Below are 25,983 nucleotides of genomic sequence, written 5' to 3' on the forward strand. Positions count from 1 at the left end.
TGCAAGTTTCGGCCAATTGATATGGCTGTAAACGTAGAGGTAAAGCCAAGTTAACAGCAAACCACCAAGCCCCCCCAAAAGCGCAATCGCAAACCGCTTCACTTGATCTCCCAAAACAAGACTGAATTCGATTTCCCGAGATCGGAATAGCTGAGACTTGGGAAGACATTCGCTCCTTGCCGAAACGACACCATCCCGATATATCGCCCTATCGTCGACGCCGCACCCCAGAAACCATTCATCGTCATTCGAGAGCCATTCCAAAGATCAATGTGACCGCCGCTCGCATTCAATTCCGACTCGCCTGCACGCGCCCAGTAACCATCGAACATCACAATACCAGTACGCCCTTTTATTTTCGCCTCCCAGTCCGCTCCGGTAATCACCTCCGCCCTTCCGAGACCGGCAAATGGCTGCAGGTTGAGCCACGAGCCGAGTTCATTGGCGCGCGTGGCCGTTGCCTTTCCATTCAACAGAATTCGCCCAATACTACGTTGACCGCCGAGAGGCCTGACGAGCCTCGATGAAAATGACTTCATGTCGACACCAACACGGTGCAAGGCGACACTTATACGAATAGCGCACTGATTCGTATAGGCCGGATCGTTGTATGGATTCCCTGATGGATAGGCATCCCACAACGATTTGAATGTCACCGCGTGAAGCTGTACTACCTTGGTGGATCGAGGGATCGTATTCGCTCTCACCGTTATCGGTCTGTTGGGCATGGCGTCCAGTCTGGGTGGGCGAGCGCATCTTCGCCCCAATAGATCGTATAACTGCCAGCGGGCTCGGTACCGATGCGTGGCAGTTGGCCATTCGTACCGACACGCCCCGCATACGTGCGTCCGTCGGTCATTTCGATCAAATAGGGATAGCTTTGCGGCAACGTCGTGCCGATGCCGACACGTACCTGTTCGTCGTAATCGAGCGTGATATCCGCTCTCGCCGTCGCAACCGGCGCTTCGTCCTCGGGCGTTGGAGTGTGTCTATTCTCCAGAAGCTCAGTCGCCTCATGCGAAGTCAGGATCATCCTCATGCCCCGCTCGGCATAGAACACCGGCGGCGGATTGCACCCGCATGCATTGATATCCCCACTCAACGCCCATCCCTGACCATTCGGTGCCCTGCCAGGCAAGCGCGGACCTTTCGGCGCGACAAACCCAACCTGCTCGCAAGCCGTGCAGTAGGTTTTCATGTAGAGCGTGGCGATCTGCACACGCGGCGGCGGATTGGAACACGTGACGTATTCCAGTCCCTCGGTGATCGTCGCGCTGCCACCCCGATCGCCCTTGGCGAGGAAGTAGCGGATCATGCGGCGCCACCTCGGCTCATCGCGCCCGAGCAACGCTCATCTGCGAAAGTACCGGGCGCCGCACATCCGACGACGGTCGGCCTGCCAGCCGCATACCGGCCGCCACTAGCCATCAATCGGCCGACAACAGCCAACGAAGACTCGAGTAACCATTGCTGGCCATCATTCATCCGGATTCCCTCTCGTCGCTATCAGCGCAAATCTCATCGCACCAAAATGCACGACCGGCACAAGGAAATCCATCATACGAATTCGAAATCCCGATCAATCGATATCGGTCGACGACGTTTCGTCAATCGATCAACCGGAATGTCGGCGCTACGGTGATTCCAGCTCATATGCACTCGACTACCCGAATGCAACTTCTCTCGATTCGGCACGAACACATTCGCGCGAAGCGTCGCACATCAATCAGCCCCTGCCGCCGGAGGAAATGACCGTCGCCCCACTTGCCGACGCGCCCACGCCCCCTGTCGCTACAATAGGCGCCATGAACGCCCCCACCTCCTCCGACACGCCCGATTCCGGCGACGCGCACATCGCGCGCAACCGGCTCGAGGCGCACCTGGACGCCGCGCCGCGTGCGTGGCCGCTCGACATCGTCGCCGCCACCGGTTCGACCAACGCCGACGTCGCGACGCGGCTCAAGGCGCTGCCGCGCAGCGCGAACGCGTTGCCCGCGCCGCTCGTGCGCGTCGCGTTCGAGCAGACGGCCGGCCGCGGCCGGCAGGGCCGCCCGTGGTTCGCGCAGCCCGGCAATGCGCTGCTGTGCTCGGTCGGCTGCATCGTGCCGCGCGCCATCGACGCGCTAGGCGGCCTCAGCATTGCGATCGGCGTCGCGCTCGCCGAAGGGCTGGCCACGCTGCCGCTCGACGCCCGCATGCGCGTCGCGCTCAAATGGCCGAACGACCTGCTGCTGACGGCCGCCGACGACGGCGCGCCGCGCATCGTCGGCAAGCTCGCCGGGATCCTGATCGAAACCGTCTGGACCACCGCCGACGCCACCGCCGTCGTGATCGGCTTCGGCATCAACGTGCGCGGCGCAGAAGCCGTCGCCGCGCAGGTCGACGCGCTGCGCGCGCGCGAAGCCACGCTCGCGAGCGGGCTACCGCCCGCCGCGCTGTCGATCGCGTGCGCGTCGGCGAACCTCACCGATACGCTCTCCGCGTCGCTGAACGCGCTCACGCCCGCGCTCGCGCAGTTCGGCACCGACGGCCTCGCACCGTTCCTGCCACGCTGGCACGCACTGCACGCGTACGCGGGCCGCGAAGTCGTGCTGCTCGAACAGGGCGTCGAACGCGCGCGCGGCATCGCGACGGGCATCGACACGACCGGGCAGCTGCTGCTCGACACGCCGAGCGGCGTACAAACGATCGCAGCCGGCGACGTATCGCTGCGCGAAGCGCAATGAGCGAACCGCACCTGCTGATCGACGCCGGCAACAGCCGGATCAAGTGGGCGCTCACCGACGCGCGGCGCACGCTCGTCGACACGGGTGCGTTCGGCCACACGCGCGACGGCGGCGCCGATCCCGACTGGTCGATGCTGCCGCGACCGCGCGGCGCGTGGATCTCGAACGTCGCGGGCGCCGACGTGGCCGCACGGCTCGACGCGCTGCTCGACGCGCGCTGGCCGGGCGTGCCGCGCACGACGATCCGCTCGCGCCCCGCGCAATGCGGCGTGACGAACGGCTATACGACGCCCGACCAACTCGGCAGCGACCGGTGGGCCGGCCTAATCGGCGCGCATGCGGCGTTTCCGGGCGAGCATCTGCTGATCGCGACGTTCGGCACCGCGACGACGCTCGAGGCACTGCGCGCGGACGGCCGCTTCACCGGCGGCCTGATCGCGCCGGGCTGGGCGCTGATGATGCGCGCGCTCGGCACGCACACCGCGCAGTTGCCGACGCTGACCACCGATATCGCCAGCGGCCTGCTTGCGGGCGCGCAGGCCGAACCGTTCCAGGTCGATACGCCGCGCTCGTTGTCGGCCGGCTGCCTGTACGCACAGGCCGGGCTGATCGAACGCGCGTGGCGCGATCTCGTCGCCGCGTGGCAGGCGCCGGTGCGGCTCGTGCTGGCCGGCGGTGCGGCGGACGACGTCGCGCGTGCGCTGACGGTCCCGCATACGCGGCATGACACGCTGATCCTGTCCGGGCTCGCGCTGATCGCAACGGACGCGGCCGGCCCGGCGACGGCGCAGGATTGATGTAAAGGCGCCGGCATCCCGGCGGCGCGTGGCGACGCAGACCGAAGCGGGCCCACGTCACGCCGACGATGCAATACGCGCGGTGCCGCACCAGCGGCCCGCACGCATGGTCGACAGAAGCCATGAAAGAAGCCGGCCATGCGGCCGGCTCGACTGAACGACGTCAACCACGTCGATGACGACAAGGAGTTTCGACGATGCTGCGCTGGCTGATCGCTGTTCTCTTTCTCGCCAACATGCTCGCGTTCGTGGTGGCGCGCGGCGTGTTCGGGCCGCTGCCGGCGGCCGGCCCGCGCGAGCCCGGCGTGCTGTCGCGGCAGGTGCAGCCCGACGCATTGCGCGTGACCCCGCTCGCGCGGGCAACCGACCAGCCCGTCGTCGGCGGCCCGATCGCCGCGCCGGCCGTCACGACCGCACCGCTCGCGGCATCGACCCCGTGACGGCGCCGGGCCGCGCTCAGGACTGTTGCGCGCGCACCTTCTTCAGCAACGCAGTGGTCGAGCGGTCGTGCTCGAACGGAATCGCGAGCGCCCGGCCGCCCCAGCCGCGCACGAGCGCGGATTCCGGCAGCGCGTCCATGTCGTAATCGCCGCCCTTCACGAGGATGTCCGGACGGACGGCCTCGATCAGCGACACGGGCGTCTTTTCCCCGAACGTCACGACCCAGTCGACGCTTTCCAGCGCCGCCAGCAATGCCGCACGATCCTCTTCGCGGTTGATCGGCCGGTCGTCGCCCTTGCCGAGCATGCGCACCGACGCATCGCTGTTCACGCCGACGATCAGGCACGCGCCGAGCGCTTTCGCATCGGCGAGATACGTGACGTGACCGCGATGCAGGATGTCGAACACGCCGTTGGTGAACACGACGGGCGACGGCAGCGACGCGCGCAGTGCAACGAGGGCATCACGGGTGATCAGCTTGCGTTCGAAGGTGGCGGACATGATGGAGATCGGACGGAATGAACGACGGCGCGCGCGACGGCGGCGCCCGATAAAAAGCCCGCCGGACCGGCCGGGCGGGCTTCATGCAACGAACGCGACACGGTGTGCCGTGAGCCGCGCGCGAATCGGGTGCGAATCGGACCCGACTTGCGCCGGCGGCGCCGGCCAGCCTCAGGCCGGCTGCGCGGCCGACGACGGGCCGCTTTCGGCCTGCAGGCGACCGGTGACTTCCTTGCGGTAGCGGTTCAGTTCCTGCGCGGTCGCGAACGTGCGCTCGAACAGGATCGACAGGTTGTGCAGGATCCGCTCGACGACCTTCTTCTCCCACTCGCCGTCGAAACGGATCTGCTCGTCGAGCCAGCGCTCGAGCCATTCCGGATCGGGCAGGCGCGACTGCACGGTGTCGCGCGGGAACAGCGCCTGGTTCACGTGCAGGTTGGTCGGGTGCAGCGGCTTCTCGGTGCGGCGCGCCGACGCCATCAGCACGCCGATCTTCGCGAATGCGGCGCGGGCGACGTCGCCGCAGTTGTTCAGCGCTTTCTTCATATAGCGCAGGTACGCGCCGCCGTGACGCGCTTCATCGCGCGAAATCGTTTCGTAGATCTGCTTGATGACGGGCTCGGTGTGCCAGTCGGCCGCGCAACGGTACCAGTGGTTCAGGCGGATTTCGCCGCAGAAGTGCAGCATCAGCGTCTCGAGCGGCGGCGCCGGATCGAACTGGAAGCGCACCGCGTGCAGTTCCTCTTCGGTCGGCACCATCTCCGGCTTGAAGCGGCGCAGGTATTCCATCAGCACGAGCGAATGCTTCTGCTCCTCGAAGAACCACACGCTCATGAACGCGGAAAAATCGCTGTCGTGCTGGTTGTCGCGCAGGAACATCTCCGTCGCGGGCAGCGCCGACCATTCGGTGATCGCGTTCATCTTGATCGTCTTCGCCTGCTCGTCGGTGAGCAGCGAAGCGTCGAACTTGTCCCACGGAATGTCCTTCTCCATGTCCCAGCGGACAGCTTCGAGCGACCTGTAAAGTTCCGGATAAAGCATGGTGTTCATGATGGTCCCACCCCTGTTCTGCGCAATGCGACTTCTCTAAACGTGACTGTTGCCGCGCAAGCGCGCCACGCGCGCTTTTTGCAGCCAAGACTGTAATTTTACGCGGGAAACCGGCCCGCCGGACGTCGATTCCTCGTCCGGCAGCCAGGCGGCCGCGTTGCCGCCGTTGGGCATGCCGCAACCCGCTCCGTTCGGACGAAGCCGGCCGCGCTTGCCTGAGTGGGGGCCGGCGCTGGCCGGCTCGTTGGCGCGCCCGTCCCCTGCCCCAGGCGGGTTCCCCGAAAGGTCCCCGTGCGGATGCCGGATCGGCGGGCTGCTCGATATGGTGTATACGGCGGCGGCCATGATAGCACGCGTGCATGACGGTTCCGAGACGCCCGGCCGGTCGCGCGCCGCCTACCTCGGTGCGGCGATCGGTCGCGGCCCACCGTCGCGAAAACGCAACCTTACAGTGCGCCTTCGCGTGTCAGACCCGTATTTCGCCGGTCGCGAGGCCGTCTTCCGGCGGCGTGCCGGCCGCCGGCGCGCTGCCGCCGTCCGCCCCGGCAATCCAGCCGGCGAGCGTCTCCCGCTGGGCCCGGCCGTCGCGGTAGCCGAGCTCGATCAGCTCGCGCGTGAACGCTTCCTCGAACAGCAGGTAGCTGGCGAACGATGCGCCGGTCGGCTGGCTGCCGCCGATCGCGCCGAGCAGCCCGCGCATCGTCGCCGGCATCTGCTTCAGGTGTTTCGCGGCGATCAGCTCGATGCGCTCGGACGGCGCGATCGCGAGCACGTCGACGTGCCGCCAGCCGCTGTCGATCTCGACCTGGTGCGGCAGGTGCTCGATCATCTGGTTGATGTGCTCGATCCGTTCGATGTCCGAGCCGATCGAGTCGAGAAACACGCTCGCGAGCACCTGCTGGCCGATCTGCGCGAGCGTCGGGTAGCCACGGGCCCGTCCCGTGCCGTTCGCGGCCGGGATCTCGGGCCGCGGATCGGCCGCACCGACGACGACGATCCGGTCCGCGCCGAAGTGGATCGCCGGCGACAGCGGCGCGATCTGCCGGATCGAGCCGTCGCCGAAGTACTCGACCTGTCCGTCGAGCACGAGCGGCACGGCGGGAAACACGAACGGAATGGCCGACGACGCGAGCAGGTGCGACGCCGACAGGTCGACGAGCCGCGCGGTGCGCTGCGCGCGCCGCCACGCCTGGATCGGCTCGGCGGCCTGGTAGAACGTGAGGTGCCGGCCGCTCGAATAGCTGAGCGCGGTGACCGCGAGCGCGTGCAGCAGACGCGCCTCGAGCATCTGCTCGATCCGGTGGAAGCTCAGCTCGCGCTGCAGCAGGTGCGCAAGCGGCGTGTTGTCGAGCAGCCCGCGCGGCGAGCGGCGGGCCGCCCAGCCGAACGTCATCGTCGCGAGCCAGCGCGCGCCGGCGCCCGCGATGCCGAGCCAGTCGGTGCGATACACGTAATCGGCGCGCAGCGGCTCCCAGAATTCGAGCAGGCGCCGCACGCCGTGGGAAAAGTCGTCCGCGTGGCTCGCGATCGACGTCGCGTTGATCGCGCCGGCCGACGAACCGCAGATCACCGCGAACGGCACCGTATGCCGCTGCGGATCGGCCTCGCGCGCGATTTCGGCCAGCGCCTTCAGCACGCCGACCTGGTATGCGGCGCGCGCGCCGCCCCCCATCAGAACGAGCGCGAGTCGCATGATCGACCGCCTAGCTGCGCCGCATCACGTCGAGCGCTTCGGCGGACGCGTTTCGGGCGACGACGCGGCCGCCGCGCGCGCCGCGGCCGAACCGGACGGCTTCGCGCGCTTCGCGGCGCGCTTGCGCGGCGCGGCCGCGGCGGACTTCGTCGCGGGCCCGGGCCCGGCGCGGCGGCGGCCTCCGGCGGCGCGGCGTCCGGCCGCAGGCTGCATGCCCGGTTGCGCCATCGCGAGGCTCGCGAGCTGGTTGAATTGCGTCTGCAGCAGGTTCCACCAGCCGGACGGGTCGAACGGCTGCTGCGCGGGGTCGTCTTCCGCCGCATCGGCCGCATCGGCCGCGGGCGCGGCCTCGCCCGCCGACGCGGGTTTCGCGGCCTGCGCGGCGGCCACGGCCGCTTCCTCGGCCGCCGACATCGAGCTTTGCGCGAACGCGCCGAACGCGCGCAGCGTCGCGAGCGTCGCGCGCTGCACCTCGAGCGCCTGGATCGCGGACTGCAGCATCCCGAGATTGAGCTTCAGCCACTGCTCGACCGCGCGCAGATCGGTGATCCGCTTGTCGAGTTCCTCGACGTTCGTGAGCGGCGACATCATGTCGGACATGCTCGACAGCGACGGCGGCAGCCCGTGCGTGGCGCCCGGAAACGGCGCCATCCCGCCGAACGGCGACATCCGCATCATGTCCCACATCCGGTCCATCATGTCGGCGGGCTGGAACCCGGCAAAGCCGGCGAAAGGGTTGGCGCCGGAGGCATCGGTCGTCATACGGGCATCCTGGTTGACTGGGGGAACGAGGCGGCCGCCGTGCGTCGCGCAGCCGCGCGTGATTCGATCATAGCGCGCACGTCAGAACGGCGCGTCGCCGGGGAACGCGGGCGGGCGCCGTTCGCGCAGCGAGCGGATGCCTTCCTGCACGTCGGGCCCCGAAAAACCCATGAATTCGAGCGCGAGCGACGTATCGAAGGTCGGCCCGGCCGTGCGCAGCCAGTTGTTCAGCGCGTACTTGGTCCAGCGGATCGCCGACTGCGAACCGTGCGCGAGCCGCTCGGCCACTTCGTATGCCTTCGGCAGCAGGTCGGCCGGCGCGACCGCGAGCGAGACCAGCCCGATCCGCTCGGCCTCCTCGCCGCTCACGGGCTCGCACAGCATCAGGTAGTACTTCGCCTTCGCCATCCCGCACAGCAGCGGCCACACGATCGCCGCGTGGTCGCCGGCCGCGACGCCGAGCCGCGTATGGCCGTCGATGATGCGCGCATCCTTCGCGGCGATCGAGATGTCGGCGAGCAGCCCGGCGACGAGCCCCGCGCCGACGGCCGGCCCGTGCATCGCCGACACGATCGGCTTGCTGCAGTTGATCACGTTGTAGACGAGGTCGCGCGCCTCGCGCCACACGCGGGCGCGCACGTCGAAATCGTTCGCCATGTCCTCGACGAGCGCGAGATCGCCGCCCGCCGAAAAGCCCTTGCCTTCGCCGCGGATCACCGCGACGCGCGTGTCGGGATCGCGATCGACGTCGCGCCAGATGTCGGCGAGTTCGCGATGCATGCGCGCGTTCGCGGTCGCGAGGCCGCTGCGGTTCGCGCCCTCGCCGCTCATCACGATGTCGAGCACCCCATGGTCGCGACGCGTCACCTTCAGTGCTTCGTAACCGCCGTACGCGGCGAGATCGGCCATCTGCTGCTCCTTGTTCGAGGTGCTCGAACGCTTGAATCGAGTGTAGCCAAGCCCGCGCGGTCAAACATCGGGCGAAACCCGGCGCGCGGGCCGAAGCCGGGGTTCGCCGTCGCGTCGCGTTGCGTTACGTACCGCGCCGCTTATGCCGCGCCGTCGGGCGGGGAAACCGACTGCTCGATCGCGCCGAAGATCGACTTGCCGGCCGCGTCGAACATCTCGATGCGCACGGTGTCGCCATGGCGCATGAACTCGGTCTGCGGCGCGCCGTGCTCGATCGTCTCGAGGCAGCGCTTCTCGGCGATGCAGCAGTAGCCGCGCTTCGCGTCCTTGTTCGATACCGTACCGGAGCCGACGATCGAGCCGGCGCGCAGGTTGCGCGTCTTAGCCGCGTGCGCGATCAACTGGCCGAAGTGGAACACCATGTCGGTGCCGGCGTCGGGCTGGCCGACCTTCTTGCCGTTCCAGTGGACGATCATCGGGCGGTGCACGCGGCCCTCGCGCCATTCGTCGCCGAGCTCGTCGGGCGTGACGGCGACCGGCGCGAACGCGGTGGCCGGCTTGCTCTGGAAGAAGCCGAAGCCCTTCGCGAGTTCGGCCGGAATCAGGTTGCGCAGCGACACGTCGTTCACGAGCGTGACGAGCCGCACGGCCTTCAGCGCGTCGTCGGGCGACGCGCTCATCGGCACGTCGCCGGTGATCACCGCGACTTCCGCCTCGAAATCGATGCCCCATTCCTCGGACGGGCATACGACGTCGTCGCGCGGCCCCAGGAAATCGTCGCTGCCGCCCTGGTACATCAGCGGATCGGTCCAGAACTCGGGCGGCATCTCGGCGCCGCGCGCGCGGCGCACGAGCTCGACGTGGTTCACGTACGCGGAGCCGTCGGCCCACTGGAACGCGCGCGGCAGCGGCGCCATGCAGTTGGCCGGATCGAACGCGAACGCGTTGCGCGCGCGGCCGTGGTTCAGCGCGTCGTACAGGTCGCGCAGCTGCGGCGCGTAGAACGCCCAGTCGTCGAGGACACGCTGCAGCGTCGGCGCGATCGCGTCGGCGATCGCCGCGGTGTGCAGGTCGCGCGACACGACGATCAGCTGGCCGTCGCGCGTGCCGTCCTTCAGCGAAGCAAGTTTCATAGGGGGGACTCTGCCGTTGTAGTGACGATGGAGGGAATCTATTTTACGATGGTGAATCCCTGCGGCGCGCCATGATCGCGCACGCCGTTTTCGCCCCGTTTCCTGTCGCATTTTCGCGCACCCGTTGCCCATGCCCGCCAGCCCGCTCCCCGACGACGATCTCGCCGACTCCGATACCGACGACGCCGCTTCCGGCGAACACGGCGAGAAGGTCCGTTCCGGCATCCAGTCGATCGAGGTCGGCTTCCGCCTGCTCGACGTGCTGACGAGCGAGCCGCGCGCGATGATGCTGCGCGATCTCGCGCAGCGCGCGGGCATGAGCCCGGCGAAGGCGCACCGCTACCTGGTCAGCTTCTCGCGGCTCGGCGTCGTGTCGCAGGACCCCGTCTCGGGCCGCTACGAGCTCGGCGGCTTCGCGCTGCAGATGGGCCTCGCGCGGCTCGCACGCGTCGACGGCGTGAAGCTCGCGCGGATCGCGCTGACCGAATTCCGCGACCGCCTCGACCAGACGGTCGGCATCGCGGTATGGGGCAACCAGGGGCCGACGATCGTGCACTGGATGGAATCGAGCCATCCGGCGAAGGCGTCGCTGAAGCTCGGCGACGTGATGCCGCTGCTCGGCTCCGCGACGGGCCTGCTATTCGCCGCGTACCTGCCGCGCAGCAAGACCGCCGCGATGCTCGAGCGCGAACTCGCCGATACGCGCCGCTCGCCGCACCACGGCGGCCCGCGCACGCTCGACGAAGTCGACGCGGTGCTCGCCGACGTGCGCGAGCACCAGGCCGCGCGCGTCGAAGGGATGCTGCTGCCGACGATCCATGCGTTCTGCATGCCCGTGTTCGACGCAGTCGGCGAACTGGCGCTCGCGATCGTCGCGCTCGGCCAGGAAGGCTCGTTCGACATCGCGTGGGGCGGCGAGATCGACACCGCGCTGCGCGCATGCGCGCAGAAACTGTCTTACGAACTCGGCTATAGTCCCGACGCACGCGACGCCTGACACATCCGGTTCACGCGACGTCACGCCTCGCGAACGCGCAGCGCATCCGGCGGTCCGATTCCTGTGGCGCGCGCCGCGCGCCCGACGTCACCCACGCGCCCGACCCTGTTCCGATGCCCAACCAGCCTGCCGACCTTCGCCCGAGTCACGCCCTGCCCCGCCGCTGGCTGCGCGTGGGCGTCGCGCTGGTCGCCGTGCTGGTACTGCACGCGCTTGCCGGATTCTGGCTGATGCGCAACCGCGAATCGTTCACGCCGCCGCCGTCCGCTGAGATCCCCGTGCAGATCGAACTGCTGAAACCGCAACCGATCGAGCGCCAGCCTGCGCCACCGGAACCGAAGCCGGTCGAACGTCCGGCCGCACCCAAGGCTGCCGCGCCGGAGGCCGCCCCGCCGAAACCCGCGCCGTCGCACGAGCCGGTCCTCACCTCCACGCAAACGGCCGAGCACGGCGAACCGCCGGCGGCCGCCGCATCCGCGGCGAGCGGCGCATCGGGGGCTTCGGGCACGCAAGCCGCGTCGGCCGCGTCGGCCGCGGGCGCCAGCGCCGCGACGCCGGGGCCTGCCACGAGCGGCGTGAAGTTCGCCGCGCCGCCATCCGGCGACCTGCAATACGACACGTTCTACAATGGCATGCAGAACATGATCGGCACGATCCACTGGCGCACCGACGGGCACACGTACGACCTGTCGGTGTCGATGCCGGTGCCGTTCGTCGGCCCGTTCACCTATCGCAGCGAAGGCCGCATCGACGCGTTCGGCGTCGCGCCCGACCGTTACGTCGAGAAGCGCGGCAAGCGGCCGGAAGACATCGCGATCTTCAACCGCGAGATCCGGCAGGTGGTGTTCACGCGCACGCCGAACAACGCGCCGCTGCCCGACGGCGTGCAGGACCGCTTCAGCATGCTGATGCAGTTGTCGGGGCTGCTGCGCGGCAATCCCGCCGCCTACAAGCCTGGCGTCACGCAGCAGTTCTTCGTGATCGACAACAACAGCGGCGAGACCTGGCCGATCACCGTGATCGGCGACGAGCAGGTGCAGACGCAGGCCGGCATCGTCGGCGCGCGCCACTTCATGCGCCTGCCGCGCCGCGACGGCGACACGCGCCGCATCGACATGTGGCTCGCGCCGTCGCTCGGCTGGCTGCCCGCGCGGCTCGTGCAGACCGAGCCGAACGGTGCGCAGATCGAGCTGCTGTGGCACGGCCGCCTCGCCGCACCGAACGTGCCTGCCGATGCAGCGCCCGGCGGCGCAACGAACGCGCCCACCGCGGCGTCGACGCCCCATGCATCGCCTGCGCCGCCTGCGGAACCGGCGCCATCGACACCGCCCGCGACGATGCAACCACCGGCGGCGTCGACTGTCACACAGTGATAAACGCACATGAATCGGCAATTTCGACCGATTACAGTTTTTCCGGAAATGGCCGATGACACTCTTTAACAACTATTTCAGTCCACCGGCTCACAATGAGAAACGTTTGATAGACATCGGCTTCTAACCGATACACCCCACGCAAACGGGAGAACGGGGTGTGCAGCGCAAGCCCCTTGAAACCGGCAAGGCTTGCCCCACCTAGGGGACAACAAGGCCAGATGCCACTGCGAAGAGGAGTGCCGCCATGCAAATGATCTACAACAGCCCCAATTACTGCGTCGTCGAATTTGCGCCGCAGGCCGGCCATCACCTGATGAATGCCGGCGGATACGAAATCGTCGACAAGAACGCGCAGCGCGAAATCTTCATCGACGGCGAACTTGCCGAACGATTCCGCGCGCACGTGAAGCAGCTGATCGAGGATGAACCGTCGCTCGACGAGGTCGACGAATTCCTCGGACAATTCGACAGCCTGATGATGATGCCCGTCGTGCTGCACTGACGACTCGCGGCCCGGCGCGTCACGCGGCCGGGCCATTCGCCGCGCATCGATGCGGCGCCGCGTGCACTCCGATCCTGCCCCCGTCCGGCTCGCCGGCGGGGGCTTTCCTTTGGCGGCCCGTCCGGCCCATGCGGCGAGGGCCGACGACCGCTTGACGCACCGGCTACAATGATGGTTTTCCCGTCTTCGCCGATCTTCCGCCCATGTCCGCGACTCCTCTCGCCGCCTCCGTCCCGCTCGACGCGCGCTACACGCGCGGCGCCGCCCTGCCCGCGCTGCTGAAATCGCGCATCCTGATCCTCGACGGCGCGATGGGCACGATGATCCAGCGCTACAAGCTCGACGAAGCCGCGTATCGCGGCGAGCGCTTCAAGGATTTCCCGCGCGACATCAAGGGCAACAACGAGCTGCTGTCGCTCACGCAGCCGCAGATCATCCGCGAGATCCACGACCAGTACTTCGCGGCCGGCGCCGACATCGTCGAAACCAACACGTTCGGCGCGACAACCGTCGCCCAGGCCGACTACGGGATGGAAGCGCTCGTCGTCGAGATGAACGTCGAATCGGCGAAGCTTGCGCGCGAATCGGCCGCGAAATACGCGACGCCGACCAAGCCGCGCTTCGTCGCGGGCGCGATCGGACCGACGCCGAAGACGGCCAGCATCTCGCCGGACGTCAACGATCCGGGTGCACGCAACGTCACGTTCGACGAGCTGCACACGTCGTATTACCAGCAGGCGAAGGCGCTGCTCGACGGCGGCGTCGACCTGTTCCTCGTCGAGACGATCTTCGACACGCTGAACGCGAAAGCCGCGCTATTCGCGCTCGACGAGCTGTTCGAGAACACCGGCGAGCGCCTGCCGATCATGATCTCGGGCACCGTCACCGATGCGTCGGGCCGGATCCTGTCGGGCCAGACGGTCGAGGCGTTCTGGAATTCGCTGCGTCACGCGAAGCCGCTCACGTTCGGGCTGAACTGCGCGCTCGGCGCGGCGCTGATGCGCCCGTACATCGCCGAGCTCGCGAAGCTGTGCGACACCTACGTGTCGTGCTACCCGAACGCGGGCCTGCCGAACCCGATGAGCGACACCGGCTTCGACGAAACCCCCGACGTCACGTCGGGCCTGCTGAAGGAATTCGCGCAGGCCGGGCTCGTGAACCTCGCGGGCGGCTGCTGCGGCACGACGCCCGAGCACATCGCCGAGATCGCGAAGGCGCTCGCCGACGTGAAGCCGCGCCGCTGGCCGAACCAGTACAGCGACAACGCCTGACCGACCGCCCCACGTCCATCATCAAAAGAATTCGCACCGCCATGACCGATCACATGATGCGCCTTGCCGGCCTCGAGCCGTTCAACGTCACGCCCGGGACGCTCTTCATCAACGTCGGCGAACGCACCAACGTCACCGGCTCGAAGGCGTTCGCACGGATGATCCTCAACGGCCAGTTCGACGAGGCGCTCGCCGTCGCGCGCCAGCAGGTCGAGAACGGCGCGCAGGTGATCGACATCAACATGGACGAGGCGATGCTCGACTCGAAGGCGGCGATGGTGCGCTTCCTGAACCTGATCGCGTCGGAGCCGGACATCGCGCGCGTGCCGATCATGATCGACTCGTCGAAGTGGGACGTGATCGAGGCCGGCCTCAAGTGCGTGCAGGGCAAGGCGATCGTGAACTCGATCTCGCTGAAGGAAGGCGAGGACGCGTTTCGCCACCACGCGAACCTGATCCGCCGCTACGGCGCGGCCGCGGTCGTGATGGCGTTCGACGAAACCGGCCAGGCCGATACGTACGCGCGCAAGACCGAGATCTGCAAGCGCTCGTACGACTTCCTCGTGAACGAAGTCGGCTTCCCGCCGGAAGACATCATCTTCGACCCGAACATCTTCGCGGTCGCGACCGGCATCGAGGAGCACAACAACTACGCGGTCGACTTCATCGAGGCGACCCGCTGGATCAAGCAGAACCTGCCGTTCGCGAAGGTGAGCGGCGGCGTGTCGAACGTGTCGTTCTCGTTCCGCGGCAACGACCCGGTGCGCGAGGCGATCCACACCGTGTTCCTGTACCACGCGATCCAGGCGGGGATGGACATGGGCATCGTGAACGCGGGCCAGCTCGGCGTGTACGCCGATCTCGACCCGGAGCTGCGCGAGCGCGTGGAAGACGTGATCCTGAACCGCCGCGACGATTCCACCGATCGTCTGCTCGAAATCGCCGACAAGTTCAAGGCGGGCGGCGCGAAGAAGGAAGAGAACCTCGAGTGGCGCAACCAGCCGGTCGAGAAGCGGCTTTCGCATGCGCTCGTGCACGGCATCACGACCTTCATCGTCGAGGATACCGAAGAAGTGCGCGCGAAGATCGCCGCGGCCGGCGGCCGTCCGATCAACGTGATCGAAGGGCCGCTGATGGACGGGATGAACATCGTCGGCGACCTGTTCGGCCAGGGCAAGATGTTCCTGCCGCAGGTCGTGAAGTCGGCGCGCGTGATGAAGCAGGCGGTCGCGCACCTGATCCCGTTCATCGAGGAAGAAAAGCGGCTGCTCGCGGAAGCGGGCGGCGACGTGCGCGCGAAGGGCAAGATCGTGATCGCGACCGTGAAGGGCGACGTGCACGACATCGGCAAGAACATCGTGTCGGTCGTGCTCCAGTGCAACAACTTCGAAGTCGTCAACATGGGCGTGATGGTCCCGTGCAACGAGATTCTCGCGAAGGCGAAGGTCGAGGGCGCGGACATCATCGGGCTGTCGGGCCTCATCACGCCGAGCCTCGAGGAAATGGCGTACGTCGCGTCCGAAATGCAGCGCGACGACTACTTCCGCGTGAAGAAGATTCCGCTGCTGATCGGCGGCGCGACGACGTCGCGCGTGCACACGGCCGTGAAGATCGCGCCGCACTACGAAGGCCCGGTCGTCTACGTGCCGGACGCGTCGCGCTCGGTGTCGGTCGCGTCGAACCTGCTGTCGGACGAAGGCGCGGCGAAGTATCTCGACGAGCTGAAGTCCGATTACGAACGCATTCGCGACCAGCACGCGAACCGCAAGGCGCAGCCGATGGTCACGCTCGCCGACGCGCGCGCGAACAAGACGAAGATCGACTGGGCCGGCTACCAGCCGGTGAAGCCGAAGTTCATCGGCCGCCGCGTGTTCAGGAACTACGACCTGAACGAACTCGCGAACTACATCGACTGGGGCCCGTTCTTCCAGACCTGGGATCTCGCGGGCCCGTACCCGGCGATCCTGAACGACGAGATCGTCGGCGAATCGGCGCGGCGCGTGTTCTCCGACGCCAAGTCGATGCTCGCGCGCCTGATCCAGGGCCGCTGGCTGACCGCGAACGGCGTGATCGCGCTGCTGCCGGCCAACACGGTCAACGACGACGACATCGAGATCTACAGCGACGAGTCGCGCTCGGAAGTGCTGCTCACGTGGCGCAATCTGCGCCAGCAGAGCGTGCGCCCGGTGGTCGACGGCGTGATGCGGCCGAACCGTTCGCTCGCCGATTTCATCGCGCCGAAGGAGTCGGGTGTGGCCGACTACATCGGGATGTTCGCGGTGACGGCCGGCCTCGGCGTCGACGTGAAGGAAAAGCAGTTCGAAGCCGATCACGACGACTACAGCGCGATCATGCTGAAGGCGCTCGCCGACCGCTTCGCGGAAGCGTTCGCCGAAGCGATGCACGCACGCGTGCGGCGCGAGCTGTGGGGCTATGCGAGCGGCGAGACGCTCGACAACGACGCGTTGATCGCCGAGAAGTATGCGGGCATCCGCCCGGCGCCCGGCTACCCGGCCTGCCCCGACCACCTCGTGAAGCGCGACATGTTCGACGTGCTGCACGCGGACGAGATCGGCATGAGCGTGACCGATTCGCTGGCGATGCTGCCGGCGGCGAGCGTGTCGGGCTTCTACCTCGCACATCCGGACAGCCGTTACTTCTCGGTCGGGAAAATCGGACAGGATCAGCTGGAGGACTACGCGCAACGTATGGCGCTGTCGCTCGACGACGCGCGCCGCGCGCTCGCGCCGCAGCTCTGATCGACGCAAATTTCATCAGACAAAAGAAAAAGCCCGCTCGAACGCGGGCTTTTTTCGTGTCGGGCGAACCGTTCGATCCGCCAGGCAAGGACGCTCAGAAGCCCCAGTGCACGTCGGCCTGGCCGGCCTTCGCTTCGCGCAGCATCGTCAGGAACGGCGCGACGCGCTGGGCCAGGCTCGGCGGCACTTCATGGTGCGCGTGGTCGGCTTCGTCCTCGTGGAAATGGCCGGCGTGCTCGGCGCGCTCCTGCTTCGCCTGCGCGACCGCGCCTTCCAGCTTGGCGATCGCGTGGTCCAGTTCGTCGTGCGTAATGACACCGCGCTCGCCCAGCTGCTTGCCGACGAGACCCAGCACATACACGGCGAAATCCTTCAGCACGTCGAGATCCTGTGCCGCCTTGCTCTTGAACGTAATCATGACAATTCCCTTTTCATCTTGTTGTGCCTGCGCGGCGCGGTTGGGGAACGCCGACAGACCGGCGTCCGGCCTCGCGGACGCGGGCCGCCTGAGCGGCATATTAGCACCTGTTAAAATTCTGCGATCCCTGAAACGCGCGCTTAAAAAGCGCGCCGGCGGGCCCGCGTTTCCGGCCGCCACCAACGAAGCCTTCTACCAGCATGCTGCCAGCACACAAACAGACCCTCGAAGCCCTGCTCGCGGATAGCGTCAAGCAGGTCGCACACGCGCTGAAAGGCGCCGACGCGGCGTTCGTCGCCCCCGCCATCACGCTGGAGCGCCCGAAGGTCGCCGCGCACGGCGACGTCGCGTGCAACGTCGCGATGCAGCTCGCGAAGCCGCTCGGCGCGAACCCGCGCCAGCTCGCCGAGCAGATCGTCGCCGCACTGACCGCGCAGCCGGCCGCGCAAGGCCTCGTCGAAGCCGCCGAGATCGCCGGCCCCGGCTTCATCAACCTGCGCCTGTCGGCCGCCGCGAAACAGGCGGTGATCGCCGCCGTGTTCGACCAGGGCCGCGCGTTCGGCACGTCGGATCGCGAGAAAGGCAAGCAGGTGCTGCTCGAATTCGTGTCGGCCAACCCGACCGGCCCGCTGCACGTCGGCCACGGCCGCCAGGCCGCGCTCGGCGACGTGCTCGCGAACGTGATCGCGAGCCAGGGCTATGCGGTACACCGCGAGTTCTACTACAACGACGCGGGCGTGCAGATCGGCAACCTGGCGATCTCGACGCAGGCGCGCGCCCGCGGCCTGAAGCCGGGCGACGCGGGCTGGCCGGAAGCCGCGTACAACGGCGAGTACATCGCCGACATCGCGCGCGACTACCTGAACGGCGAAACGGTCGCCGCGTCGGACGGCGAGCCGGTGAAGGGCGCGGGCGACGTCGAGGATCTCGACGCGATCCGCAAGTTCGCGGTCACGTACCTGCGTCGCGAGCAGGACATGGACCTGCAGGCGTTCGGCGTGAAGTTCGACCAGTACTACCTCGAGTCGTCGCTGTACAGCGAAGGCCGCGTCGAGCAGACGGTCGACGCGCTGGTCAAGGCCGGCATGACCTACGAGCAGGACGGCGCGCTGTGGCTGCGCACGACCGACGAAGGCGACGACAAGGATCGCGTGATGCGCAAGTCGGACGGCACGTACACGTACTTCGTGCCGGACGTCGCGTACCACGTGACGAAGTGGGAGCGCGGCTTCACGAAGGTGATCAACATCCAGGGTTCGGACCACCACGGCACGATCGCGCGCGTGCGCGCCGGCCTGCAGGGGCTGCACATCGGGATCCCGAAGGGCTATCCCGACTACGTGCTGCACAAGATGGTCACGGTGATGCGCGACGGCCAGGAAGTGAAGATCTCGAAGCGCGCGGGCAGCTACGTGACGGTGCGCGACCTGATCGAATGGTCGGGCGGCGCGGCCGCGGGCCAGGAAGCGGCACCCGACCTGATCGACGAGGCGACCATCACGCGCGGCCGCGACGCGGTGCGTTTCTTCCTGATCTCGCGCAAGGCCGATACCGAGTTCGTGTTCGACATCGACCTCGCGCTGAAACAGAACGACGAAAACCCGGTCTATTACGTCCAGTACGCGCATGCGCGGATCTGCTCGGTGCTCAACGAACTGAAGTCGCGCTACAACGTCGACGTCGCGCAACTGCCAGGCGCCGACCTGTCGCAACTGACGAGCGCGCAAGCGGCATCGCTGATGCAGAAGCTCGCCGAGTATCCGGACATGCTCACGCACGCGGCGAACGAGCTGGCGCCGCACGCGGTCGCGTTCTACTTGCGCGATCTCGCTGGCGAATTCCACTCGTTCTACAATGCGGAGCGCGTGCTGGTCGACGACGAAGCGCCGCGCAATGCGCGCGCCGCGCTGCTCGCCGCGACCCGGCAGGTGCTCGAGAACGGTCTGGCGGTGCTCGGCGTATCCGCGCCCGCCAAGATGTAAGGATGTCAGCGCGGCCCCGAACCGGGCCGCGAATGGCCGCGGCAGCACCGGCCGGCGGATGCCCGTCGCCCGGATGCCCGCCGCGGCCCTCTCACGATTCTTTTTGCAGGTGACTCAAGCAATGGCACAACCACGCCGAACTTCGAAGCAATCGAAACAAGCAGGAGGGACATTTCTTGGAATCGTGCTGGGCCTGATCGTCGGCCTCGCGATCGCGGTGGTGGTGGCGCTGTACATCACGCGTTCGCCGTCGCCGTTCGTGTCGAAGGTCGCGCCGCCGCCGGCCGACAACGGCGCGAGCCAGCCGCAGCAGTTCGACCCGAACCGCGCGCTGCAGGGCAAGACGCCCGGCCAGCCGGTGCCGCAGGCCGCGCAATCCGCGCCGCCCAACACCGCGCCCGGCCAGGCCGCGAACCAGACCCAGAACGGCCTGCTGCCCGAGCCGCAGATCGTCGAAGTGCCGCCGTCGGGCAACACGAACGGCGCCACCGGCTCGAACAACACCGCCGCGTCGAACAATCCGTCGTCGGGCAACGGCGTCGCCGTCGCACCGAAGCCGGCCGACACCACGCCGCCGCCGAAGAAGACGCAGCAAGCGCAGCAGCAACAGCAGCAAGGCGGCGAGGACGACCTCGCACGCTTCGCCGCGCAGAAGCAGGCGCAGCAGGCCGCCGCGCAAAAGCAGCAGCAACAGCAGCAGGCCGCGAACACGCCGAAGCCGACGTCGTCGGCCGCAGCCGCCGCGGCAACCACGGCGAAGCCGCCGACCGCGAACGACGCGAACACCGGCTACTTCCTGCAGGTCGGTGCATACAAGACGGAAGGCGATGCCGAGCAGCAGCGTGCGCGCCTCGGCTTCCAGGGCTTCGAGTCGAAGGTGTCGAAGCGCGACGTCAGCGGCGTGACCTACTTCCGCGTGCGCGTCGGCCCGTTCTCGAAGTTCGAGGATATGAACTCGGCCCGTCAGCGCCTGTCCGATGCAGGTGTCGACACGGCGGTGATCCGCTTCACGAAGCAGTAAGCCAACCGGCCGCGTCCACGCAGAACCCGTTACGTTCCGTAACCCGAGCAACTGATTCGACGTTCACAACATGAAAAAACTACTTAGCACGCTCCTTCTGTCCCTGGGCCTGGCCGCCGGCCTCGCGCAGGCTTCGCCTGCCGCGCCGGCCGCCGGCAAGGACTTCGAGGTGATGAAGTCGCCGCAGCCGGTGTCCGCGCCGGCCGGCAAGGTCGAGGTCATCGAGTTCTTCTGGTACGGCTGCCCGCATTGCTACGAATTCGAGCCGACGATCGAGGCCTGGGTGAAGAAACAGGGCAACAACATCGACTTCAAGCGCGTGCCGGTCGCATTCCGTGACGATTTCCTGCCGCACTCGAAGCTGTTCTACGCGGTGTCCGCGCTCGGCATTTCCGAGAAGGTCACGCCGGCGATCTTCAACGCGATCCACAAGCAGAAGAACTATCTGCTCACGCCGCAGGCGCAGGCCGACTTCCTGGCCACGCAAGGCGTCGACAAGAAGAAGTTCATGGATGCGTACAACTCGTTCAGCGTGCAGGGCGAGGTGAACCAGTCGGCCAAGCTGCTGAAGGACTACGCGATCGACGGCGTGCCGACGGTCGTCGTCCAGGGCAAGTACAAGACGGGCCCCGCTTACACGAACAGCATCCCGGGTACCGCGCAGGTGCTCGACTTCCTCGTGAAGCAGGTTCAGGACAAGAAGCTCTGATCCCCACCCGCGCGCCGGCATGACTACTCCGCTGAAGGTCTTCATCACCGGCGCGTCGAGCGGCCTCGGCCTCGCGATGGCCGAGGAATACGCCCGCCAGGGCGCCACGCTCGCGCTCGTCGCACGGCGCACCGATGCACTCGATGCGTTCGCGCGGCGGTTCCCGAAGCTGTCCATCTCCGTCTATTCCGCCGACGTGCGCGACGCCGACGCGCTCGCGACGGCCGCCGCGTCGTTCATCGCCGCGCACGGCTGCCCCGACGTCGTGATCGCGAACGCGGGCATCAGCCAGGGCGCCGTCACGGGCCAGGGCGATCTCGCCACGTTCCGCGACGTGATGGACATCAACTACTACGGGATGGTCGCGACGTTCGAGCCGTTCGTCGGCCCGATGACGGCCGCCCGCCACGGCACGCTGGTCGGCGTCGCAAGCGTCGCCGGCGTGCGCGGGCTGCCCGGCTCCGGCGCGTACAGCGCGTCGAAATCGGCCGCGATCAAGTATCTGGAAGCGTTGCGCGTCGAGCTGCGTCCGGCCGGCGTCGGCGTCGTGACGATCGCGCCCGGCTACATTCGCACGCCGATGACCGCGCACAACCCGTACAAGATGCCGTTCCTGATGGACGCCGACCGCTTCGCCGCGCGTGCGGCGCGCGCGATCGCTCGGCAGCACGCGTTCCGCGTGATTCCGTGGCAGATGGGCGTCGTCGCGAAAGTGCTGCACGTGCTGCCGCGCTGGCTGTACGATCGCCTGTTCGAAAAGGCGCCGCGCAAGCCGAAGGCCGGCGCGCACTGAGTGCGTCGCGGATCCGGCGCGCGTCTCGCCGGATCGCTGTCGCGCCGCAGCCTGATCTGCATCGCCATACCGCGCGAATCCGCGCGGATCTCTCCCCTCGTGTCGCACCGCTGCGGCGACCTGTTGGTTCCATTGAGCGCGCTGCGCCGCGCATTTCCGTCGCGCATTCGCAGCCGCCCGCCTCGCCCCGACCCGGAACGTCGCCTCCCACGCCGCGCTCGCACTACCCGCTCCGCCGCATCAACACCCGTTCCGTCGCGAACGCAGCCGTTTTTCGGTCAATTCGCTGCGTTCCGACGCCTTTTTTCACGCGTCGCGCGCTTTGACGGTATCCTATTCGCCAGCCGCGCGGCCCTGCCCGCTTCCGGGCCGCGCCTGCCTCCGTCATCCAGCGAAAAACACACGCCACGTGGGAGATCCTATGCACGTCAAGCCGTTCGCCGTGGCCGCGCTCGCGGTCGCCCTTGCCGCCCCCGGCCTCGCCGCCGCCAAGCCGCTTACCGTCTGCACGGAATCGAGCCCGGACGGCTTCGACGTCGTGCAGTACAACTCGCTCGTCACGACCAACGCATCGGCCGACGTGATCTTCAACACGCTCGTGTCCTACGACGAAGCCGCGAAGAAAGTCGTACCCGCGCTCGCGGACAAATGGGAAGCGAGCGCCGACGGCCTCACGTACACGTTCCACCTGCGCCCGAACGTCGCGTTCCAGACCACCGACTATTTCAAGCCGGGCCGCGCGCTCAATGCGGACGACGTCGTGTTCACGTTCGCGCGGATGCTCGACGACGCGAATCCGTGGCACAAGGTGGCCGGCGCGAGCGGCTTCCCGCATGCGCAGTCGATGGGCCTCGTGAAGCTCGTGAAGTCGGTCACGAAGGTCGACGACAGCACGGTGAAATTCGTGCTGAACGAGCCGAACGCGACGTTCGTGCCGATCCTGACGATGGGCTTCGCGTCGATCTACTCGGCCGAATACGCGGACCAGCTGCTGAAGGCCGGCAAGCAGGCCGACCTGAACGCGAAGCCGGTCGGCACCGGCCCGTTCGTGCTGAAGAGCTATACGAAGGACGCGCTGATCCGCTACGACGCGAACCCGACGTACTGGGGCACGAAACCGAAGGTCGACCGGCTGATCTACGCGATCACGCCCGACCCGTCGGTGCGCCTGCAGAAGGTGAAGGCCGGCGAATGCCAGATCGCGCTGTCGCCGAAGCCGCAGGACGTGCTCGCCGCGAAGGGCGAAAGCGCGCTGAAGGTCGTGCAGACGCCCGCGTTCATGACCGCGTTCGTCGCGCTGAACACGCAGAAGAAGCCGCTCGACAACGACAAGGTGCGCGAGGCGCTGAACCTCGCGTTCGACCGCGCGACCTACCTGAAGGTCGTGTTCGACAACACCGCGACGGCCGCGAACAATCCGTATCCGCCGAACACGTGGAGCTACGCGAAGGACGTCGCGCCGTATGCGTACGATCCCGCGAAGGCGAAGCAGCTGCTCGCGCAGGCCGGCTTCCCGAACGGCTTCTCGACGACCATCTGGACGCGCCCGACCGGCAGCGTGCTGAACCCGAACCCGAAGGTCGGCGCGGAACTGCTGCAGGCCGACCTCGCGAAGGTCGGCGTGAAGGCCGAGGTGAAGGTGATCGAATGGGGCGAGCTGATCAAGCAGGCGAAGCTCGGCCAGCATGACATGCTGTTCATGGGCTGGGCCGGCGACAACGGCGATCCGGACAACTACCTGTCGCCGCTGTTCAGCTGCAACGCGGTGAAGTCGGGCATCAACTTCGCGCGCTTCTGCGACGCGCAGCTCGACAAGCTGATCGCCGACGGCAAGTCGACCGCCGATCAGGCCAAGCGCGCGAAGCTGTACGAATCGGCGCAAAAGATCATCCACGATCAGGCGCTGTGGATTCCGCTCGGCTACCCGACCGCGGCCGCGTTGACGCGCACGAACGTGAGCGGCTATCACGTGAGTCCGTTCGGCCGGCAGAACTTCACGACGGTCGCCGTGCAGTAACCGTGCGTGGCGCGCAAGCGACGGCGTTCGCGCCGCTCGCTTGCGGCCCGCGCGCCGCGCTTGCTACACTGCGCGCTCATTCCTCATACCGGACGCCAGCCAAAGTGAACAACTAAGCCTTCCCGAAATGTTTTCGCCGCCCGTGCCACGCACGCCGCGCGCGAAGGTCTTCATGCATTTTTGGAGGTGCTTATGGCTGCAGCCACGCCCACCGGCGCGCTCGTCGCGCTTCATCACGTTTCCTTCCGCTTCGACGACGGCGTCACGCTGTTCGATTCGCTCGACCTGTCCATCGACCGCACGCCGACCGGCATCGTCGGCCGCAACGGCGTCGGCAAGAGCCTGCTCGCGCAACTGATCGCGGGGCGGCGCACGCCGAGCGCGGGGACGATCGAGCGACATACGCACGTCGTCTACGTCGCCCAGCAGCACGATCTCGACCGCGACGACGCGGCCGCCGCCCCGCCGACCGTCGCGCAGATCGCGGCGCTCGATGCGCCGCTCGGCGCGCTCGCGCGTCTCGCGGACGGTCGTGCGACGCCGCACGACTTCGACCTGATCGGCGATCGCTGGGATCTCGCGGAGCGGCTGCGCACGGCGCTCGACGCGGCCGGCCTGCACGACGTCCACGCCGACATGCCCGCGCATGCGCTGAGCGGCGGCCAGCTCGCGCGCGTCGCGCTGATCGGCGCGCTGCTGTCGGGCGCCGGCCTGCTCGTGCTCGACGAACCGACCAACCATCTCGACGCCCCGGGCCGCGCGTGGCTGCGCGCGGCGCTCGACGGTTGGCGCGGCGGCGTCGTCATCGTGAGCCACGACCGTGCGCTGCTCGCCGGCGTGCAGCGCATCGTCGAGTTGACGCCGCACGGCGCGCGCTCGTATGGCGGCAATTACGCGCTCTACCGCGCGCAGCGCGACGCGCAACAGGAGGCCGCACACGCGGCGCTCGACCATGCACGCACCGAGCGCGGGCGCGTGCGGCGCAGGCTCGAACAGGAACACGACACGATCCAGCGCCACGCGGCCGCCTCGCTGCGCGACGCGAAGACGGCCAACCTGTCGTCGATGGCGCGCCAGAGCCGCAAGGGCGCGGCGCGCGCGATCATGGGGTCGGTCCGGCGTCATCAGAGCGACTTCAAGGCGACACTCGACACGCGCGTGCAGGAGGCAGCCGCGCGCATCGAAGCCGACGCGCCGGTGCTCGTCTCGCTGCCGGGCACGGAAGTCAGCGCGCGCCGCCAGCTGTTCACGCTCGAGCGCGCGCGATTGCCGTGGCGCGTCGCGGGCGACGCCGACGCGATCACGTGGTCGGCGAGCGGCGCCGTGCGCATCGCGCTGACGGGCCCGAACGGCTGCGGCAAATCGACGTTGCTGAGGATGCTCGCGGGCGAGCTCGCGCCGCGCTCAGGTACCTGCACGACGCACGTGAGCGCCGCGTATCTCGACCAGCGGCTCGCGCTGCTCGACCCGGAGCGCTCGATCGTCGAGCAACTGGGCCTGCTCGATACGCCGCTCGCCGAAGGCGATCTGCGCAGCCGTCTCGCGCTGCTGCAGCTCGACGCGACGCGCGCGACGCAACCGGCGCGGCAACTGAGCGGCGGCGAACGGCTGAAGGCCGCGCTCGCCTGCGCGTTGTGGCGCGGCACGCCCGCGCAATTGCTGCTGCTCGACGAGCCGACCAATCACCTCGATCTCGAATCGGTGCGCGCGATCGAAGCGGCGCTGGCCGGCTTCCCCGGCGCGATCGTGGTCGCGTCGCACGACGCCGCGTTTCTCGCGGCGCTCGAACCGACGCACACGATGCAATGGCATCGCGACGGGTGGCGCTACGAACCCGCCGCGTGATTGGCGCTGACGATCACTTATCTGTGCGCGCACCGCCCGAAACGACGAATTTCTGCGTGAAGAGACGCTCCGATTCCCGCAGGCCTTCCTCCGTCAGGAGGACAGATTTCGCCTTGTTGATCGAGTCGCCGATCAACCCGCGCTCATGCAACCGATTCAGCACATCCCAATCGAAGCCTTTCCATGCGCGATTGCCGTCGTGCAGCGTCAGACGCAAGAGCGCGAGGACGGTGTCGTCGACTGCCTGCAGATCGATATTCATTTCCATGCCCTCCCGTGCC

General features: G+C 67.7%; 24 protein-coding genes. 14 read left to right on the plus strand and 10 right to left on the minus strand.

Annotation, left to right across the window (positions count from 1 at the left end; genetic code table 11):
- Positions 1-98: 98 nt before the first annotated feature.
- Complete coding sequence (locus tag JYG37_RS00735; RefSeq protein WP_080334426.1) at positions 99-728, minus strand: type VI secretion system amidase effector protein Tae4; 630 nt, start codon at positions 726-728, stop codon at positions 99-101.
- Positions 710-1,315, minus strand: a complete 606-nt coding sequence (locus JYG37_RS00740) for a hypothetical protein (protein ID WP_235356331.1) — start codon at positions 1,313-1,315, stop codon at positions 710-712. Before JYG37_RS00740 ends, JYG37_RS00735 begins: the two co-directional genes overlap by 19 nt.
- Positions 1,316-1,805: 490 nt before the next feature.
- On the opposite strand from JYG37_RS00740, the gene JYG37_RS00745 reads away from it, so the two are divergent.
- From JYG37_RS00745 to JYG37_RS00755, 3 genes are all read left to right on the plus strand, one after another.
- On the plus strand, positions 1,806-2,726 hold the full coding sequence (locus JYG37_RS00745) for a biotin--[acetyl-CoA-carboxylase] ligase (RefSeq protein WP_213345795.1): 921 nt from the start codon (positions 1,806-1,808) through the stop codon (positions 2,724-2,726).
- Positions 2,723-3,523, plus strand: a complete 801-nt coding sequence (locus tag JYG37_RS00750; RefSeq protein ID WP_050018165.1) for a type III pantothenate kinase — start codon at positions 2,723-2,725, stop codon at positions 3,521-3,523. The genes JYG37_RS00745 and JYG37_RS00750 overlap by 4 nt, the downstream gene beginning before the upstream one ends.
- Before the next feature lie 197 nt (positions 3,524-3,720).
- The gene (locus tag JYG37_RS00755; protein ID WP_050018166.1) at positions 3,721-3,963 is read left to right on the plus strand and encodes a hypothetical protein; all 243 of its coding nucleotides are present in this window, start codon (positions 3,721-3,723) and stop codon (positions 3,961-3,963) included.
- 16 nt (positions 3,964-3,979) lie between these two features.
- On the opposite strand, the gene rfaE2 is transcribed toward JYG37_RS00755, so the two are convergent.
- The 6 genes from rfaE2 to JYG37_RS00785 form a co-directional block, all read right to left on the minus strand.
- Entirely contained in the window at positions 3,980-4,465 is a 486-nt protein-coding gene (gene rfaE2 / locus JYG37_RS00760) for a D-glycero-beta-D-manno-heptose 1-phosphate adenylyltransferase (RefSeq protein ID WP_012329309.1), read from the minus strand.
- Between the two features lie 171 nt (positions 4,466-4,636).
- The gene (locus tag JYG37_RS00765; protein WP_011353352.1) at positions 4,637-5,515 is read right to left on the minus strand and encodes a ferritin family protein; all 879 of its coding nucleotides are present in this window, start codon (positions 5,513-5,515) and stop codon (positions 4,637-4,639) included.
- Between the two features lie 466 nt (positions 5,516-5,981).
- Positions 5,982-7,208 carry a patatin-like phospholipase family protein gene (locus tag JYG37_RS00770; protein ID WP_050017804.1) on the minus strand — a complete coding sequence of 409 codons (1,227 nt, stop codon included), beginning with the start codon at positions 7,206-7,208 and terminating at the stop codon, positions 5,982-5,984.
- Positions 7,209-7,232: 24 nt separating this feature from the next.
- The gene (locus JYG37_RS00775; RefSeq protein WP_213345796.1) at positions 7,233-7,970 is read right to left on the minus strand and encodes a PhaM family polyhydroxyalkanoate granule multifunctional regulatory protein; all 738 of its coding nucleotides are present in this window, start codon (positions 7,968-7,970) and stop codon (positions 7,233-7,235) included.
- A gap of 81 nt (positions 7,971-8,051) precedes the next feature.
- Entirely contained in the window at positions 8,052-8,879 is an 828-nt protein-coding gene (locus JYG37_RS00780) for an enoyl-CoA hydratase/isomerase family protein (protein WP_089488857.1), read from the minus strand.
- 140 nt (positions 8,880-9,019) lie between these two features.
- The gene (locus JYG37_RS00785; protein ID WP_124556182.1) at positions 9,020-10,012 is read right to left on the minus strand and encodes a fumarylacetoacetate hydrolase family protein; all 993 of its coding nucleotides are present in this window, start codon (positions 10,010-10,012) and stop codon (positions 9,020-9,022) included.
- 130 nt (positions 10,013-10,142) lie between these two features.
- On the opposite strand from JYG37_RS00785, the gene JYG37_RS00790 reads away from it, so the two are divergent.
- The 5 genes from JYG37_RS00790 to metH all read left to right on the plus strand — a co-directional run bounded on the left by JYG37_RS00790 (position 10,143) and on the right by metH (position 16,917).
- Positions 10,143-11,009, plus strand: coding sequence for an IclR family transcriptional regulator (locus JYG37_RS00790; RefSeq protein WP_027812547.1), 867 nt, complete (start codon positions 10,143-10,145; stop codon positions 11,007-11,009).
- A 113-nt stretch (positions 11,010-11,122) separates the two neighbouring features.
- Complete coding sequence (locus JYG37_RS00795; protein WP_213345797.1) at positions 11,123-12,382, plus strand: DUF3108 domain-containing protein; 1,260 nt, start codon at positions 11,123-11,125, stop codon at positions 12,380-12,382.
- Positions 12,383-12,629: 247 nt separating this feature from the next.
- Positions 12,630-12,887, plus strand: coding sequence for a BTH_I0359 family protein (locus JYG37_RS00800; RefSeq protein WP_006477667.1), 258 nt, complete (start codon positions 12,630-12,632; stop codon positions 12,885-12,887).
- A gap of 203 nt (positions 12,888-13,090) precedes the next feature.
- Complete coding sequence (locus JYG37_RS00805) at positions 13,091-14,158, plus strand: homocysteine S-methyltransferase family protein (RefSeq protein ID WP_124640135.1); 1,068 nt, start codon at positions 13,091-13,093, stop codon at positions 14,156-14,158.
- A gap of 41 nt (positions 14,159-14,199) precedes the next feature.
- The gene (gene metH / locus JYG37_RS00810) at positions 14,200-16,917 is read left to right on the plus strand and encodes a methionine synthase (RefSeq protein WP_050017797.1); all 2,718 of its coding nucleotides are present in this window, start codon (positions 14,200-14,202) and stop codon (positions 16,915-16,917) included.
- A 94-nt stretch (positions 16,918-17,011) separates the two neighbouring features.
- Here metH and JYG37_RS00815 read toward each other — a convergent pair whose 3' ends face one another.
- Entirely contained in the window at positions 17,012-17,335 is a 324-nt protein-coding gene (locus tag JYG37_RS00815) for a DUF1840 domain-containing protein (RefSeq protein WP_006489103.1), read from the minus strand.
- 200 nt (positions 17,336-17,535) lie between these two features.
- On the opposite strand from JYG37_RS00815, the gene argS reads away from it, so the two are divergent.
- The 6 genes from argS to JYG37_RS00845 all read left to right on the plus strand — a co-directional run bounded on the left by argS (position 17,536) and on the right by JYG37_RS00845 (position 25,702).
- Positions 17,536-19,317 carry an arginine--tRNA ligase gene (gene argS, locus JYG37_RS00820; protein ID WP_050017796.1) on the plus strand — a complete coding sequence of 594 codons (1,782 nt, stop codon included), beginning with the start codon at positions 17,536-17,538 and terminating at the stop codon, positions 19,315-19,317.
- A 121-nt stretch (positions 19,318-19,438) separates the two neighbouring features.
- On the plus strand, positions 19,439-20,338 hold the full coding sequence (locus JYG37_RS00825) for an SPOR domain-containing protein (RefSeq protein WP_124556186.1): 900 nt from the start codon (positions 19,439-19,441) through the stop codon (positions 20,336-20,338).
- Positions 20,339-20,408: 70 nt separating this feature from the next.
- Positions 20,409-21,047: a thiol:disulfide interchange protein DsbA/DsbL gene (locus JYG37_RS00830; RefSeq protein ID WP_011694426.1), complete on the plus strand. Its 639-nt coding sequence runs from the start codon at positions 20,409-20,411 to the stop codon at positions 21,045-21,047.
- A gap of 19 nt (positions 21,048-21,066) precedes the next feature.
- Positions 21,067-21,840, plus strand: a complete 774-nt coding sequence (locus JYG37_RS00835; protein ID WP_050017794.1) for an SDR family oxidoreductase — start codon at positions 21,067-21,069, stop codon at positions 21,838-21,840.
- 421 nt (positions 21,841-22,261) lie between these two features.
- Entirely contained in the window at positions 22,262-23,857 is a 1,596-nt protein-coding gene (locus JYG37_RS00840; protein ID WP_089488859.1) for an ABC transporter substrate-binding protein, read from the plus strand.
- A 192-nt stretch (positions 23,858-24,049) separates the two neighbouring features.
- The gene (locus tag JYG37_RS00845; RefSeq protein WP_050017792.1) at positions 24,050-25,702 is read left to right on the plus strand and encodes an ABC-F family ATP-binding cassette domain-containing protein; all 1,653 of its coding nucleotides are present in this window, start codon (positions 24,050-24,052) and stop codon (positions 25,700-25,702) included.
- Between the two features lie 13 nt (positions 25,703-25,715).
- Here JYG37_RS00845 and JYG37_RS00850 read toward each other — a convergent pair whose 3' ends face one another.
- Complete coding sequence (locus JYG37_RS00850; RefSeq protein WP_176016579.1) at positions 25,716-25,964, minus strand: DUF6429 family protein; 249 nt, start codon at positions 25,962-25,964, stop codon at positions 25,716-25,718.
- Positions 25,965-25,983 lie beyond the last annotated feature (19 nt).

The sequence above is a fragment of the Burkholderia sp. LAS2 genome (genome assembly GCF_018417615.1).
Classification (GTDB): domain Bacteria; phylum Pseudomonadota; class Gammaproteobacteria; order Burkholderiales; family Burkholderiaceae; genus Burkholderia; species Burkholderia sola.

Excerpts from the sequence above, each read along its gene's own strand:
- JYG37_RS00745 (WP_213345795.1), top strand. The coding sequence starts at position 1,806 with ATGAACGCCCCCACCTCCTCCGACACGCCCGATTCCGGCGACGCGCAC.
- JYG37_RS00835 (WP_050017794.1), top strand. The coding sequence starts at position 21,067 with ATGACTACTCCGCTGAAGGTCTTCATCACCGGCGCGTCGAGCGGCCTC.
- JYG37_RS00790 (WP_027812547.1), top strand. The coding sequence starts at position 10,143 with ATGCCCGCCAGCCCGCTCCCCGACGACGATCTCGCCGACTCCGATACC.
- metH (WP_050017797.1), top strand. The coding sequence starts at position 14,200 with ATGACCGATCACATGATGCGCCTTGCCGGCCTCGAGCCGTTCAACGTC.
- JYG37_RS00840 (WP_089488859.1), top strand. The coding sequence starts at position 22,262 with ATGCACGTCAAGCCGTTCGCCGTGGCCGCGCTCGCGGTCGCCCTTGCC.
- JYG37_RS00850 (WP_176016579.1), bottom strand. The coding sequence starts at position 25,964 with ATGAATATCGATCTGCAGGCAGTCGACGACACCGTCCTCGCGCTCTTG.
- JYG37_RS00805 (WP_124640135.1), top strand. The coding sequence starts at position 13,091 with ATGTCCGCGACTCCTCTCGCCGCCTCCGTCCCGCTCGACGCGCGCTAC.
- JYG37_RS00735 (WP_080334426.1), bottom strand. The coding sequence starts at position 728 with ATGCCCAACAGACCGATAACGGTGAGAGCGAATACGATCCCTCGATCC.
- JYG37_RS00740 (WP_235356331.1), bottom strand. The coding sequence starts at position 1,315 with ATGATCCGCTACTTCCTCGCCAAGGGCGATCGGGGTGGCAGCGCGACG.
- JYG37_RS00845 (WP_050017792.1), top strand. The coding sequence starts at position 24,050 with ATGGCTGCAGCCACGCCCACCGGCGCGCTCGTCGCGCTTCATCACGTT.
- JYG37_RS00775 (WP_213345796.1), bottom strand. The coding sequence starts at position 7,970 with ATGACGACCGATGCCTCCGGCGCCAACCCTTTCGCCGGCTTTGCCGGG.
- JYG37_RS00770 (WP_050017804.1), bottom strand. The coding sequence starts at position 7,208 with ATGCGACTCGCGCTCGTTCTGATGGGGGGCGGCGCGCGCGCCGCATAC.
- argS (WP_050017796.1), top strand. The coding sequence starts at position 17,536 with ATGCTGCCAGCACACAAACAGACCCTCGAAGCCCTGCTCGCGGATAGC.
- JYG37_RS00815 (WP_006489103.1), bottom strand. The coding sequence starts at position 17,335 with ATGATTACGTTCAAGAGCAAGGCGGCACAGGATCTCGACGTGCTGAAG.
- JYG37_RS00755 (WP_050018166.1), top strand. The coding sequence starts at position 3,721 with ATGCTGCGCTGGCTGATCGCTGTTCTCTTTCTCGCCAACATGCTCGCG.
- JYG37_RS00830 (WP_011694426.1), top strand. The coding sequence starts at position 20,409 with ATGAAAAAACTACTTAGCACGCTCCTTCTGTCCCTGGGCCTGGCCGCC.
- JYG37_RS00780 (WP_089488857.1), bottom strand. The coding sequence starts at position 8,879 with ATGGCCGATCTCGCCGCGTACGGCGGTTACGAAGCACTGAAGGTGACG.
- JYG37_RS00785 (WP_124556182.1), bottom strand. The coding sequence starts at position 10,012 with ATGAAACTTGCTTCGCTGAAGGACGGCACGCGCGACGGCCAGCTGATC.
- JYG37_RS00795 (WP_213345797.1), top strand. The coding sequence starts at position 11,123 with ATGCCCAACCAGCCTGCCGACCTTCGCCCGAGTCACGCCCTGCCCCGC.
- JYG37_RS00765 (WP_011353352.1), bottom strand. The coding sequence starts at position 5,515 with ATGAACACCATGCTTTATCCGGAACTTTACAGGTCGCTCGAAGCTGTC.
- rfaE2 (WP_012329309.1), bottom strand. The coding sequence starts at position 4,465 with ATGTCCGCCACCTTCGAACGCAAGCTGATCACCCGTGATGCCCTCGTT.
- JYG37_RS00825 (WP_124556186.1), top strand. The coding sequence starts at position 19,439 with ATGGCACAACCACGCCGAACTTCGAAGCAATCGAAACAAGCAGGAGGG.
- JYG37_RS00800 (WP_006477667.1), top strand. The coding sequence starts at position 12,630 with ATGCAAATGATCTACAACAGCCCCAATTACTGCGTCGTCGAATTTGCG.
- JYG37_RS00750 (WP_050018165.1), top strand. The coding sequence starts at position 2,723 with ATGAGCGAACCGCACCTGCTGATCGACGCCGGCAACAGCCGGATCAAG.